Genomic DNA, 13,556 nt, shown 5'->3' on the forward strand with positions numbered 1-13,556 from the left:
TTTAACCGAAGTGTTCGAGAAGCTTCCTTCTAATTTTAACGAACTACAAAGAGTTAAGGCGTTGGATTTTAGTACCGATCCTAAACAATGGAAAATCTACGACTATTTTTCGAACTGGATATTGGCATGTTTAGTATTGCTGATTTTAGATTAAGGTTATACGCGTAAAGACTTTAAATGAGATTAAGTTCATTACTTCTCAAAACAACTCACCCATCTCAACGTCTTCCTCAAAATCGAATCTTAACTGTTCACCTTTACGCTGTCTCATCTGCTCTATACGCAGTTTACGTCCAGAAACCAGCCTTAAAACTTCACGGCGTTGCTCCGTTGTCATATCATGCCATAATTGACGCTCGACACGACTTCGCAAGCAACCAAAGCAATAGCCCTTTTTATTGCTAGTGCAAACACCAATACATGGATTGGCAATCTCAAACAGCTCAAACTGTTGGTTCATGGCGACTCCATTGCTATTATCGTCATTCCTTTGACTTGCATAGAACTATTATGACCATATTATTATGTCGCAAATACTGACTAATGGTGTGCCGTTTTATTGTTATTATTTTTGTTTAGCGGGTGCTATGCTTAGCGTCACTAGCCTATATAAGATAATCATAACAAAATTAATAAGTGAGATGATACGTGAACTTGATTTATATCCATGGACTGGACAGTGATGCGAACTCTACCAAGGGAATGCTATTAGAAAAATACTGCCAGCATCATCACCCTGATATCAATGTACTGCGTCCCGATTTGAATAAATCGCCACAAGACGTGTTCGATAAACTGATAAGTCTAGTTGAGGAATGGGGCAGCGACTCAAAAGTTGTATTCGTTGGTAGCTCATTGGGTGGCTATTTTTCTACCTTGGTGAGCAATCATACAGGCTGTGCGGCTTTACTATTAAATCCTAGTACGCAGCCACATATTACGCTGCAGCGTTTTGCTAATGAGTTGTTGGCAAATACTGATGGGGAAGGTGAGGTGTTAAACAATGAAATTCTGCATACCACAGCGGGCGGTTGGAATATTACTCACTCAGATTTGCAATGGTTTACAGATCATCAGTTATCAGAAGTTCATTATCCTAAAAAAATTGCTGTATTTATTAAAGAAGGCGATGAGTTATTAAATCCTGAATTGTCTAAAGCCTTTTATCAACAGCAAGGGAGTACGGTTATTTTACAAGCGGGTGGCGATCATCGGTTTAGTGACTTTGGTGAGCAGTTGCCGATGATGATAAATATGCTACAAGATTTAGTACGAGTCTAAACAGGCGACATTATATGACGTGAGCGATGGACTATTAACCTTAACGTCGCTATTTTTGGTTATAATGGTTGAATAGAATTAATCAGACATGAATCGTTAAGGATGCATTTGTGAGTCAATATAATGCGCAATCGTTAGAAGTTTTAGAAGGGCTTGAGCCAGTACGTCGTCGTCCAGGTATGTATACCGATACCACCCGCCCAAACCATCTGGCGCAAGAGGTTATCGATAACTCAGTTGATGAAGCGTTGGCGGGTTATGCTAAAACCATCAAGGTGCAACTGCATAGTGATGGCTCATTGTCAGTTGAGGATGATGGGCGCGGTATGCCGACTGATATTCATCCTGAGTTTAATCAGTCAGGGATTGAGCTGATTTTAACTCGTTTGCATGCTGGTGGGAAGTTTTCAACTTCTAATTATGAAGTGTCAGGCGGTCTGCATGGGGTAGGTATCTCTGTTGTCAATGCCTTGTCGACGCGCGTTGAAGTGACGGTATGGCGTGATAGTACACAGTTTGATATGGCGTTTGAAAATGGCGCACCAGTGACGCCGTTGACTGAAACTATCAGCTCGAATAAACGTAAACGTGGTACCAGAGTGCATTTTTGGGCAGATGGTCGCTTTTTTGATACGCCTAAATTTAATGTCAAGCAGCTCAAGCACAATCTAAAAGCCAAAGCGGTTCTAGCAGCTGGGCTGACGATTGAATTTGTTGATGATATTAATAATGAAAAGGTGGTTTGGCAGTTTACTGACGGAGTGGTCGAATATCTAAGCGAACAGTTGGATGGTTTAGAAACCTTACCTGAAGCACCGTTTTATTATAATTACGATGCGAAAGCGGGCGAACGTGCTGCTATTACCTTTGCCTTGTCTTGGTTACCTGATGGTGGCACGCCGATTCAAGAAAGTTATGTGAACCTTATCCCGACAGCGCAAGGCGGTACGCACGTCAATGGTCTGCGAACGGGTATTTTAGAAGCATTGCGTGAGTTTTGCGATATTCATAACTTATTACCACGGAGTGTCAAGCTAACGGCAGAAGATGTCTGGGATGGGGTGAACTATATTCTGTCGCTCAAATTTTCTGAGCCGCAATTTTCTGGGCAGACCAAAGAGCGTCTATCTAGCCGTGAAGCTGCTGGGGCAGTACAGACATTAGCAAAAGATGCCTTTAGTCTGTGGTTAAACCAGCATGCTGATATGGGTACTCAAATCGCAGAGCTGGCGATTAATAAAGCTGGACGTCGTCTCAAGTCTGCCAAAAAAGTCGCCCGTAAGAAAATCACGCAAGGTCCTGCGTTGCCGGGTAAGTTGGCAGATTGTCGCGGTGATTTGCGTGATGGTGCTGAGCTGTTTTTGGTGGAAGGTGATTCTGCGGGTGGTAGCGCCAAGCAAGCACGTGACCGTCATTATCAGGCGATATTACCGCTGCGTGGTAAGATTTTAAATACGTGGGAGGTGTCATCAGATACGGTGTTATCGAGCCAAGAGATTCATGATATCGCCATTGCTATCGGTGTCGATCCGGCATCTGATGATTTGTCTGAGCTGCGGTATGACAAGGTATGTATCTTAGCGGATGCGGATTCTGATGGTTTGCATATTGCCACGCTCATCTGCGCCCTATTTGTTAAGCATTTTCCTGCCTTGGTGGATGCGGGTCATTTATTTGTCGCCATGCCGCCGTTATATCGAGTAGACGTGGGTAAAGAGGTGCATTATGCGTTAGATGAGCCTGAGCTTCAGCACATTTTGTCCAATGTGCCGGGCAATAAAAAAGCGCAGATTACCCGTTTTAAAGGCTTGGGTGAAATGAGTGCAGAGCAGTTACGTGAGACGACCATGAACCGTGATACTCGGCGTTTAGTTCAGCTAGATATGGATGACATAGTGTTGACTAATAGCGTGATGGATATGCTGTTGGCTAAAAAACGGGCTGCTGATCGCAAGGTTTGGCTTGAGAATAAAGGCAATTTGGCTGACATATCCTAATGGGCTTGATGGATATGTCCATCAATAGCTATATATTTATATAACTTTATAAACCGGTAAGCTGGTAAGCAATAAAAGCCTATAAAATTCAATTTAGTTGTATAAGCTTAATGTTATTATGTAGGTATCTTTTATTATGTGGTGCCGTCATGACATCAAAGTTGTTTAATCGCTCAAAAGCTGCTGCTTCTAAGTCTGTAAACTCTAAAATATTGCCTAAGCTTAGTAGAAAGCAGCTGGGTAGTTTAGTCCCGAAACGCGGTAATAAAATTGCGCCAGTGATTGCCTCAGCTATGCTAAAAGCTGCGGGTTGGCGTACAGTTGGAGAGATTCCAAATATTTCACAAGCCGTGGTTTTAGCGCTGCCGCATACTTCGAATATCGACGGGGTTTATGCGATACCCAGTTTATTCGCCCTAGATTTAAAAATCAGTATTATGGGTAAGCATACGTTATTTAAAGTGCCAATATTTGCTCAGCTATTAAGCTGGATAGGGGTGATTCCCATTGATCGTAGTGATAAAGGCTCAGTGCTGCAAGCAAGTATTGATAAGTTCAAAACCGGTAAGCCACTATTTTTGGGTTTAGCACCAGAAGGCACGCGTCAATATACTGAAACTTGGAAATCTGGCTTTTATTATTTAGCAGTGGGCGCTGGTGTACCTATTTTGCCGGTAGCGATGGATTACAAAACTAAAGAGATACGCTTTATGTCGTTGGTTTATCCTAGTGGTGATATCGAAGCGGATTTACCAAAAATTTATGCTCAGTATAAAGGGGTGATACCAAGACATCCTGAGCGCTTATCTCAACCATTACAAGATATCAATCATTCAGCTGAATAACGTTTTTAAATGAGTTATGAGTATCTGTATTATATTAAGACCCCCTGACAGATTAATGTCAGGGGGTCTTTTGTTTGCGGTGATGAGTTTTAAGAATGGCTAAAAAACTAAGCATTGAGTTAGCTATTAAACGTACTCACCCCGCCATCGACAGGTAAATTCATACCAGTAATGATGGCAGCATCATCACTGGCTAAAAACATCACAGCGGCGGTTACATCAAACGGTGTCGCTGTCTTCCCTAGTGGGGAGTGGCTAATAAATGGATTTGGACTGATGTCTGTTGCCACCAATCCAGCAGATACGGCATTAATACGTACATTATTTGGTATATTCTCTAATGCCAGCTTCTTTGTAACATCAGTCAAATTCTTTTGTCTAGCTTTATAGGTCTCTATATTCCAGTCTGCTGATATCTCCGTTAGCGTTGACACATTAACGATATTGCCTTGTGTTTTTATCAGTTCTGGAATAACTGACTGATGAATGCCGACCGCAGTATCTATGTTGACCATCACATCAATATGTTTATATTTATCGCGTACATGCTCTATCAATCTTGCCGTTTGGGTCAAATCATTAATATCACTGGTCACGGTAAGGTGGTTACCTGTATTGATCCATGTATGATCCTGTGGCAGATCCTCGTAGATGTATTCTAAAATATCGTTATTAATACCAACGATTATACAATTCGCCCCTTCTTGTGCAAATCTAAGCGCCGTTGCACGACCAATATCAGAATCTGCACCTGTTATAATGACAGTTTTCTCTTTAAAGCGTTTCATAACGTTCAATCCTTTTTATTATATAATGGTCATTAAATAATTTTAATAAATGACTCTAAAAAATGTAATCAAAGGCAGCCCATAAGCGATAAGTTTGACTGCAAATCATGCTACTTTGCTATTATCATAACAACTCATTGCCCTGAAAGCGACTGCATTTAATAAGGCTTATTTTGTTAAGTTTTTCGTCGGTAGCCTGTCGTTATAGCAAAAACATTTGCGAATATTCAACATGCTCTAGTGTTATGCTCATCAATAGCAACTTACCATACAACGCGTCCATTCGATAATAAAAGGTTAACACTGTGTCTAACTCATCTATTACCCTATCTGATAATGATTGTCTTGTTAATGAGTTGACCTGCTATTTGCAGAAAGATGCTGTAGATATTGCTTTGGCCAATATGCAGCATCTTGAGCATAAATATGACGCGTGTTACCGTGCTCAGCAATATCACTATCAATTGCCACTGGGTAACCTATCATTACTTGAGCTCATATTGTATTTGCCTGCTAAAAGTAGTTTGGTCGATATTAAAGCTGCGCGTGTGGCGGTAGTAAAGGCCGCGCTCATATGGCACAAGACATATCTTGCTCAGCATAAAAATAACGACAACATGAGCCATAATGTTTTAGTTTTTGATATTCAGCGCACCGATAAAGGTGAAGAAATCAATAAAATTAAGATAAATAACCAGCAACGACAACCCCTAAAAAGGCTCACTCATGGCTTTGGTGTCCACTATTTTATGGAAGATTTGGTGGTGGATATGAGTGACAGTATGCAGCAGCTACAAGTTTTTAGCTGGCATGACTGGCAGGCGATATTAGCAAGCTACAAGCACCATGCGAGTTATGGCGATTTTTGCATTATCGTTTAGGGCAATTGCAGTATTCAGCCAGTAATCATGTCGCTAGCTTTGAATCAGAAGCAGATCTAGTCACTCAGTTTTTACATAGCCCAACTTTGTTTACGGACGCTATCGCAGTAGAGAATGCACTCATCAAGTACGAGGTGCAAGATGAGCCCAATTCTGCATTAGTCGCTATGACACTTGCCTACAAAAACAAAAGCACGACTGCACACATGTATCATCAGCATATGGCGCAAGCGGCAGCTCTGTGGTCGCAGCTAAGCACCCAAATGATAGAGATGCTCGATGCAGAAGTACTAGACAATGCTGATAAAGAGACACTAGGAACAAAACGCTGTTATTGGCAACAGCAGCTATTGGACGAGTCTTTATTTTCGCGCATGAGCTGGTCCGAACTCTATATAGGCATCCTAAACAAGCACATGGTCTGCAAAAAGAAGGTTATGTCGTCCATCAGCACTCTTATGAAAGCTTGGGACGGCATTATGTATTGATCTTCTATGGGCAAGATGTTGAGAGCCAGCACAGTAAACAGGCTATTCAGCCAAACTTAGCAAAGATTGCACAGGATGTTGCGAGCCGCCTGCCAATAGCCGAGCTGCATCATGTAATTGTGTTGGGCATTGATTTTATTGACGAGTCTAATGACACCTTTATTGATATAGATTTATGGATTCAACCGGTTGATCCGATGACCCAGCGTGAGCGGCAGCTGACCAAGCAACTACAGCGCTTAAACCAACAGCATAAACAGCAAACAGTAAATAACTTATCAGCAAGTAATTTATCAGCAAGTAAAAATGAGCCAATGCGAATGCAATTAAATTTGAATATACCTGCACGGAAGACCAAGTCCTGAATATGATTTTGTAGCGATGTTTTGTAGAAAATAAATTTACGCCATAAAAAAGACAGCCTAGGCTGTCTTTTTTGTTCAAAATATATCGTTAATGATGACTTATTTTAAGTCGTTATTATCAATATCAGTAAAGCCTTTATTACTTGGCGCTAGATTTGAACCAGTGTCGATATCGTCATCACTTGTTTCAACATGAGTGATATCTACATGACCCGTACTAAGGTTGTTGGTATCGACAGTGCTAGTAGGGAAGTCACTAGTCATTGTACCTGAAGCAGCAGGAGTGTTCTCTCGAACTGAGTCAGCAACTTTTTCTTGTGTACTTGAGCTAGCATGAAGAGCAGATTTCGCTTTAGCTTCTTCACGTTCTTTGTCCATTTTATCCTGCATTTTACGTAGGAAACGTGCAGCAGCTTCTTGACCACCAAGACCAAATGAAAGGGCGAAGGCTACCGCTACGGCACCTAGCGTTAGACCAAATGCTAGGTTAACGATAGAGTCAGCAATACCCATCGCTTTTAAACCCATGGCAAGTACTAAACCCATGATTAATACACGGACGATGTTTGCTAAGAATTGTGAGCCTTGCTCAGAACGCTCAACGACACCTGCAATGATATTGGCAAGCCAAAAGCCAATAAATAGGATAATTGCGCCCAAGATAATGTTAGCACCAAACGCAATAAACATGGCGATAATGGCTGAGATAGGCTCAAAACCTAGTAAGTCAGCGGCGGCAATTGAGGCAAATAACATCGCAAAGAAGATAATCGCATAACCAACAAGGTCAGAAACTCTCTTATCGCCCATCGTTTCTTGTAAACCAACTTTCGCAGGCAATTGATTAATCTCAGTGTTTTCGATCAAACCTTTGATGATATTGGCAACCATACGTACCACATAGAAGGTCACGACTAAAATTGCAACGGCCATAAAGATGTTTGGCAATGCTTCCATGATTTTGTTCAGCATGTTTGTCGCAGGACGAGCAATCACTTCAATTTTTAATGCGTTTAATGCAGCAATAATAGTTGGAATGATCACTACTAAAAATGCCAATGAACCAGCGATATTAGGCAAACTGTTTTTTTCGCTTAAGCCTGCTTTTGTAGCCAATTCTTGAACATTAAAAGTAGAAACAAGGTTGGTCACAATGCCGCGTACCACTTTGGCAATGATATAACCGACGACAAAGACGACACCTGCAATGAGGATGTTAGGGATAAAGCTAAAGATTTTATCAACCATATTAGTCAATGGAGCAAATAAACCATCAAGCTCTAATTTACCCAATACCATCGTCAAAACAACCAACAAGATGAACCAATAAACCATATCGGCAATCGTGCTACTCATCGGTTTTACACCTGCCTGAGCACTTAAACGCTCATCCATTGACGTTTTCGCCAATGCCGCGTTGATAGCTGTGCGTGCAACAGTAGCCAAGACCCAACCAATAATACCCACAGCGATAGCGCCGATAAGATTAGGGATAAAGGCTAGGACTTGATTGACCATATTTGCAAACGGTGTCGAGATTGAGTTCAAATTCAATTGATTCAGCGCCCCAGAAATCGCGATGATAAAGATGAACCAAAATACAATCTTTGAGATAATACCTTCTAAATCGTAGGTCTTACCCGTTGAAGAGTTCATGCGTTGGTTCAGATTGACTCTAGATAATACATTACGAACCAGTGCCGCGATACCCAGTGCCACTAGCCAACCAATAATAAATATTAAAATAGCACCAATAATAGAGCCGATAGGCCCACCAAGATAACCGTTAAAAGATGTGTACATTGGATTCATCTTATCCTCCTTTAATCATCATACGAAAGCCACTCAACAATATCATCAGTACAGCTATTGTTGAGCGAAACCAATACATAGATGGTTATAATTAATAGTGTTTTTAAAGTAAGTTATGCGGTGATATTATAATTTTTGAGTAGGTAACCTTATCAAAAAACCTTGGTTTCCCTCGTGTTAATTGCTTTACTGCCAATGTTAATCATCCATGATAAAGACGTACACTCGGTTACTTATCACCTTAACTAATTTAGCTTAGCTGATGTATTAGTAGATTTAAAGATAGAAAGCTTAACGTGTTACTGTATTTGTGTGATAACTTGTTATTATGATGAGAAATATTAACATAGACTGTACATTCGCCCGATAATTTGACGGCAAACATGGTTCCTAAAACTAAGATTTGTTATTATAGGAACATGTGACATCTCGCCACTATCCTTACAATTTGAGAGTACTTTATGAAAAAAATCACTACTTTAAGCGTTGGTGCACTTGCTAGTGCTATGTTGTTGGTAACAGGCTGTAGCACAAATAACGGTAACCAAGAGATAGCTGCTAAAAGCGTTTCAATCACCGAGCAAAGCTCAGCAAATGAAAAAGTAGGTTATAGCTTAGGCTTCATGATGGCTGAAGGTAACAAAGAAGCGGTCGGTGACCTGAATCTTGATACCTTTGAAAAAGGCTTCCGTGATGGTTATGAAGGCAATAAATCAGCATTGACCCAAGAACAAATGCAGGAAGTGTTGACGACTTATCAAAAAGAGCAAGAAGAAAAGTTCGTTAAAGACATGGAAACAAAAGCTGGAGAAAACAAAACCAAAGGCGCTGCATTCTTAGCAGAAAATGCTAAAAAAGAAGGCGTCAAAGAAACGGCTTCTGGCTTACAGTACAAAGTTATCACCGCAGGTACGGGTAAATCACCAAAAGCGACTGACGTGGTTGAAGTGAACTACGAAGGTAAGTTAATCGATGGCACAGTATTTGATAGCTCTTATGAGCGCGGTGAGCCAATTGAGTTTCCGTTGAACCAAGTCATCGCTGGCTGGACAGAAGGTCTACAGCTGATGAAAGAAGGCGGCAAATACGAGTTTTATATCCCATCAGATATTGCTTATGGTGAAGCGGGTAACGCAGGTATCGAGCCTAACAGCACGCTTATCTTTACGGTTGAGCTGTTAAAAATAAAATAATACTTAGTACACACCCTAGTGAACAGTGTTAAAAAATAAAATCATAAAAAAGCTCATAATATTATGAGGGCTTTTTTATGACTAGAGATTGAGCATCTAAAGAGTTTTTTGAAAGACTTTAGAATTACGACCATTATGGTATTTTTCTTGACGCGATGCAGGTAACGCGCTGGCCTCGACTTCCGCAAAGCCTTGCTCGACGAACCAATGTGCCGTCCGTGTCGTTAACACAAACAACTTGTGCAGACCATGACTGCGCGCTTGTTGCTCTAAAAATGCCAGTAAGTCCGCACCGCGACTACCGCTACGATAATCGGGATGTACGGCGACACAGGCAACTTCTGCTGATTCTGTATCCAATGGATATAGCGCCGCGCAGCCCAAAATCATACCATCGCGCTCGATGACGCTATAATTATCGATCTCTTGCTCTAGGCGTTCGCGTGAGCGGCTGACTAATATGCCTTGCTCTTCTAGCGGTGATAATAGCTCAATCAGTCCGACCACATCGTCAATATTGGCACGACGAATCTCTTCGTAAGGGTCATGGCTGATAAGAGTACCAGAGCCATCACGAGTGAACAGCTCTTCTAATAAGGCACCGTCTTTGGCATACGAGATAATATGGGTGCGATGGACGCCTTGGCGGCAAGCCAAACTGGCGCAATTTAAGAAATAATTGATCTCGCAATTTAAATCACGATCACGTAAGAAGCGATCGACTTCATTAGGAATCATCTCTCTTAGTAAGCGATCATCGTCATTGATGCCTGCTTCTTCGCCCAAGAAGATAAGCTTATCAGCACCCAGTGCCACAGCCGCACTGAGCGCCACGTCTTCAGCCAACAAATTAAAGACTTCACCAGTCGCTGAATAACCCATTGAGCCTAAAATCACAATATGGTCGTGTAGCAGGTTGTTTTTGATGGCTTCAACATCGATAGAGCGCACTTCGCCAGTCATTTGGTAATCGATACCATCACGAATGCCGTAAGGACGTGCGGTCACAAAATTGCCTGAAATGGCATCGATGCGTGAACCATACATAGGTGAATTGGCCAGTCCCATCGACAGCTGCGCTTCGAGTTGCAGGCGAATAGCGCCTACCGCCTGTAAAATAGCAGGCATCGCCACGCGCGGTGTAATTCGAATGTCTTGATGCAGTGGGGATGTAATGTCAGCATCTTTCAAGTTCTTTTCGATTTGCGGTCGCGCTCCATGTACTAATACCAGCTTGATACCTAAGCTATGTAATAAAGCAAAATCATGAATAAGGGTGCTAAAATTTGGATGATTGACCGCCTCACCACCAAACATAATCACGAACGTTTTGCCGCGATGGGTATTGATGTAGGGGGCAGAGTTACGGAACCAATGGACGTATTCAGGGTTGATTTGGGGCATGGCGCTAGTAGTCATAATAAAGGCAATAGTAGTGAGAATAAGAAAAGGGGCGTAGCAAAAAATGCCTATCGCTAAAGAATTACCATAGCAAAAAACGCCGTTATGAGCTATCTTTTATTTCAGTAGTATCAATCAATTTTTATCACTGATGGACGATATACACAACCTCAACACGGGGTTAGTGTACGTACAAACACTTTTTGCTATGCTAAACGCTATTGCTTTACAGGCGATGAACGAAGATAATCAATAAAAATAAGAATTTTATACGATAAGCTTACCAGCTATGACAAGATAGACGCCAGCAGCATAGACGCATGCAGCGCTTGCCATTAGCTGTCACTACAATCAGCAGCAATACTAGGTCTGCCAATACTATAACAGTCGACCATTTATAATGAGTTATGTTTCTTATGACATGTTTATTATAAGTGGGTATGTTCCGTCTAAATTGCGCTGCCTGTCAACGATTCAATATATATCAAAAGTTATTCAAGTTTTACCAGCTGCGTTTTACCGACATATTAACCAGGGATAATGAAAACCATGAAAAAAAGTAACCAATTTGCTAGCCATTTAGTGCTTGGAGCGGACATCGCTTATTTCACGTTGTGGCTGGTACGCTCATCGGTGCGATGGTAGTGACGCAAGCCTCGGCAATGCTACCGACGCCAGAACAAGCCGTTGATAGTTCGGCAGCTGTACAGACCAATGCTACTAAAAGCAGCAACTCGAGTGCACAAGCTGTCAATAGTAAAATTACCGCGTCATTGATTAGCGTTGATGCAAACGGTCAAGAGGTTTTGGCTCCGGTGAATGCTAGTACGCGCCTGCAATCAGGTAATGTCTTGGAGTACCAAGGTTATTTTACCAATACCAATGCAGATCGCGTCCGAAAAATGACAGTGACGATGAGTATCCCTGAGCAGGTAGAGTTATTGCGTACAGTATCACCTGAGTTTCCATACGGCAGTGCAGACGGCAATACTTTTGCCCGTATGCCATTACGTGGAAAAGTGGATAACCAACTGCAAGAAATTCCATTAAAGTATTATAAAGCGGTACGCTGGGATTTAGAGGGTGTTGGTCTTAATGACACCGTAGTGGTTAAATACCGTGCACGTGTGAAATAAGCCAGTCATTTAATATTAAGTATTTTATCAGTGTGATTTATTTAATACTGGCTTAATATTCGTTTAATCTCAAAAAGCATCACGGCTCGTTGCTGTGGTGCTTTTTTATAGTTTGTTAAAAAGATATTTTGGTACGCCGTTGCAAAGCGCTTAAAGCGTCGCGTATTTTCCGCTAGATTTTTCTTTGATTAATTGCTTGATGGCAGCCATCTGTGCGGTAGTGGCTTGCGAGCCTGCAGCTATGAGAGCACGGCGCTGGCTGGTATCTAGTGAGCTGATATGACTAACCGCAGGCGTAATCAGCACATCAGCACGATCTCGTTCACGTTGTATCGATGAGGCACGATTGGCGCTTGGCGAGGCTACGACATTACTCTCCAAAAATCCCCAAAAACTGCTTAATCCGTTGAGGTTTAATTTTTTATCAAGTGTAGACACACCGTTAGTATTGTTAATAGCAGTATCTGTCACATCAACGGCAATAACAATATCAGCACCTAAATAACGGGCGCTATCGACAGGTACTAGGCTGACCACGCCACCATCGATATACTTTTTACCGACCTTTTCGGGAATACGCGGCGCAATAAAAATATTCGGTACGCTACAGGACGCTTGAACAGCAAGCCCCGCATCACCAGTGGTAAAAATGGCTTTTTTCAAAGTATGCTTCTCCGCCGCGACTGCTGCAAAGCGGATGGGGAAATCCTCTATTGCTTGTCCATCGACTTTATCGTTGATAAAGTTCTTGAGTTTGATACCCTCGATGACACCTTGGTTGGATAAGACAAAATCTGTCAATTCGCTATCTGTAGTGGTCAGTGCCAGTTGCTCAAGTTGTACTGGTGTGTAGCCGCTGGCATATAGGCTACCAACCAAGCTGCCGACGCTGGTGCCAACAATGAGCGTTGGTTTGATACCATTTGCTTCTAGTGCTTTAATCACCCCAACATGGGCGAAGCCTTTGGCACCGCCGCCGCCCAATACTAACGCCACATTAAGTGGCGCTATTTCAGGTGCTTCAGGTAACGGCTGCGCTGGCGTTAGAGAGCTACAAGCGCTGATAGATAATCCGAGTACGATAATTAAGCTGGTGCATAGCACTCTCATACTATGTTGCACTCTTAGACTATGAAGAGGTTGTCGGTACTGGGCAGGAGCGAACATAAAAACACCTTATAAAATGACCATAATACGGAAAATAAGACATCAGTTATTGATATGATACAAATGAGCCGTTTGACTTTCAGGCTTTTTGACGCAGTATTACTAAATAGCTGAGCATAAGCAATTGTATTGTCAGCTATAATGAAATGAGTCGGTGTTTTGATGTGTCCTGTTGATGACAGCTGTTTTATAAAAACTGTCA

General features: G+C 41.9%; 13 protein-coding genes. 8 read left to right on the forward strand and 5 right to left on the reverse strand.

Features of this window, described 5'->3' with window-relative positions; translation table 11 throughout:
• Positions 1-199: 199 nt before the first annotated feature.
• Positions 200-460: a DUF1289 domain-containing protein gene (locus TT12_RS03630; protein WP_045452319.1), complete on the reverse strand. Its 261-nt coding sequence runs from the start codon at positions 458-460 to the stop codon at positions 200-202.
• Positions 461-648: 188 nt separating this feature from the next.
• On the opposite strand from TT12_RS03630, the gene TT12_RS03635 reads away from it, so the two are divergent.
• The 3 genes from TT12_RS03635 (at position 649) to TT12_RS03645 (ending at position 4,123) form a co-directional block, all read left to right on the forward strand.
• Positions 649-1,281, forward strand: a complete 633-nt coding sequence (locus TT12_RS03635) for a YqiA/YcfP family alpha/beta fold hydrolase (RefSeq protein WP_045452321.1) — start codon at positions 649-651, stop codon at positions 1,279-1,281.
• A 110-nt stretch (positions 1,282-1,391) separates the two neighbouring features.
• Positions 1,392-3,278 carry a DNA topoisomerase IV subunit B gene (gene parE / locus TT12_RS03640; protein WP_045452322.1) on the forward strand — a complete coding sequence of 629 codons (1,887 nt, stop codon included), beginning with the start codon at positions 1,392-1,394 and terminating at the stop codon, positions 3,276-3,278.
• A gap of 149 nt (positions 3,279-3,427) precedes the next feature.
• Complete coding sequence (locus TT12_RS03645) at positions 3,428-4,123, forward strand: lysophospholipid acyltransferase family protein (protein WP_045452324.1); 696 nt, start codon at positions 3,428-3,430, stop codon at positions 4,121-4,123.
• Positions 4,124-4,242: 119 nt separating this feature from the next.
• Here TT12_RS03645 and TT12_RS03650 read toward each other — a convergent pair whose 3' ends face one another.
• Positions 4,243-4,911 carry an SDR family NAD(P)-dependent oxidoreductase gene (locus TT12_RS03650; protein WP_045452325.1) on the reverse strand — a complete coding sequence of 223 codons (669 nt, stop codon included), beginning with the start codon at positions 4,909-4,911 and terminating at the stop codon, positions 4,243-4,245.
• A gap of 305 nt (positions 4,912-5,216) precedes the next feature.
• On the opposite strand from TT12_RS03650, the gene TT12_RS03655 reads away from it, so the two are divergent.
• From TT12_RS03655 to TT12_RS03665, 3 genes are read left to right on the forward strand one after another with little or no spacing between them, the layout of a single operon-like run.
• Positions 5,217-5,792 (forward strand): hypothetical protein, encoded by a 576-nt coding sequence (locus tag TT12_RS03655; protein WP_045452327.1) that lies wholly within the window; start codon positions 5,217-5,219, stop codon positions 5,790-5,792.
• Positions 5,777-6,280, forward strand: a complete 504-nt coding sequence (locus tag TT12_RS03660; protein WP_045452328.1) for a hypothetical protein — start codon at positions 5,777-5,779, stop codon at positions 6,278-6,280. The genes TT12_RS03655 and TT12_RS03660 overlap by 16 nt, the downstream gene beginning before the upstream one ends.
• Positions 6,259-6,645, forward strand: a complete 387-nt coding sequence (locus tag TT12_RS03665) for a hypothetical protein (protein WP_207803986.1) — start codon at positions 6,259-6,261, stop codon at positions 6,643-6,645. The genes TT12_RS03660 and TT12_RS03665 overlap by 22 nt, the downstream gene beginning before the upstream one ends.
• A 99-nt stretch (positions 6,646-6,744) precedes the next feature.
• On the opposite strand, the gene TT12_RS03670 is transcribed toward TT12_RS03665, so the two are convergent.
• Positions 6,745-8,457 carry a mechanosensitive ion channel gene (locus TT12_RS03670; RefSeq protein WP_045452331.1) on the reverse strand — a complete coding sequence of 571 codons (1,713 nt, stop codon included), beginning with the start codon at positions 8,455-8,457 and terminating at the stop codon, positions 6,745-6,747.
• Positions 8,458-8,918: 461 nt separating this feature from the next.
• Here TT12_RS03670 and bamJ point away from each other — a divergent pair, with 461 nt between their 5' ends.
• On the forward strand, positions 8,919-9,650 hold the full coding sequence (gene bamJ / locus TT12_RS03675; RefSeq protein ID WP_045452333.1) for a BamJ family beta-barrel-assembly machinery protein: 732 nt from the start codon (positions 8,919-8,921) through the stop codon (positions 9,648-9,650).
• Between the two features lie 96 nt (positions 9,651-9,746).
• Here the strand turns inward: bamJ and argA are convergent, their stop codons facing one another.
• A complete protein-coding gene (gene argA, locus TT12_RS03680; RefSeq protein ID WP_045445754.1) occupies positions 9,747-11,069 on the reverse strand; it encodes an amino-acid N-acetyltransferase in 1,323 nt (440 codons plus the stop codon).
• 596 nt (positions 11,070-11,665) lie between these two features.
• Between argA and TT12_RS03685 the strand changes: the two genes are divergently transcribed.
• Positions 11,666-12,187: a hypothetical protein gene (locus TT12_RS03685; RefSeq protein WP_243443339.1), complete on the forward strand. Its 522-nt coding sequence runs from the start codon at positions 11,666-11,668 to the stop codon at positions 12,185-12,187.
• Between the two features lie 150 nt (positions 12,188-12,337).
• Here the strand turns inward: TT12_RS03685 and TT12_RS03690 are convergent, their stop codons facing one another.
• Positions 12,338-13,354 (reverse strand): patatin-like phospholipase family protein, encoded by a 1,017-nt coding sequence (locus TT12_RS03690; RefSeq protein WP_227678959.1) that lies wholly within the window; start codon positions 13,352-13,354, stop codon positions 12,338-12,340.
• Positions 13,355-13,556: the final 202 nt, after the last annotated feature.

The organism is Psychrobacter sp. JCM 18903, assembly GCF_000586475.1.
Taxonomy (GTDB): Bacteria; Pseudomonadota; Gammaproteobacteria; order Pseudomonadales; family Moraxellaceae; genus Psychrobacter.

Bases quoted from the DNA above. Each gene is read 5' to 3' on its own strand.
- TT12_RS03690 (WP_227678959.1), bottom strand. From the start codon at position 13,354: ATGTTCGCTCCTGCCCAGTACCGACAACCTCTTCATAGTCTAAGAGTG.
- bamJ (WP_045452333.1), top strand. From the start codon at position 8,919: ATGAAAAAAATCACTACTTTAAGCGTTGGTGCACTTGCTAGTGCTATG.
- TT12_RS03670 (WP_045452331.1), bottom strand. From the start codon at position 8,457: ATGAATCCAATGTACACATCTTTTAACGGTTATCTTGGTGGGCCTATC.
- TT12_RS03630 (WP_045452319.1), bottom strand. From the start codon at position 460: ATGAACCAACAGTTTGAGCTGTTTGAGATTGCCAATCCATGTATTGGT.
- argA (WP_045445754.1), bottom strand. From the start codon at position 11,069: ATGACTACTAGCGCCATGCCCCAAATCAACCCTGAATACGTCCATTGG.
- TT12_RS03645 (WP_045452324.1), top strand. From the start codon at position 3,428: ATGACATCAAAGTTGTTTAATCGCTCAAAAGCTGCTGCTTCTAAGTCT.
- TT12_RS03650 (WP_045452325.1), bottom strand. From the start codon at position 4,911: ATGAAACGCTTTAAAGAGAAAACTGTCATTATAACAGGTGCAGATTCT.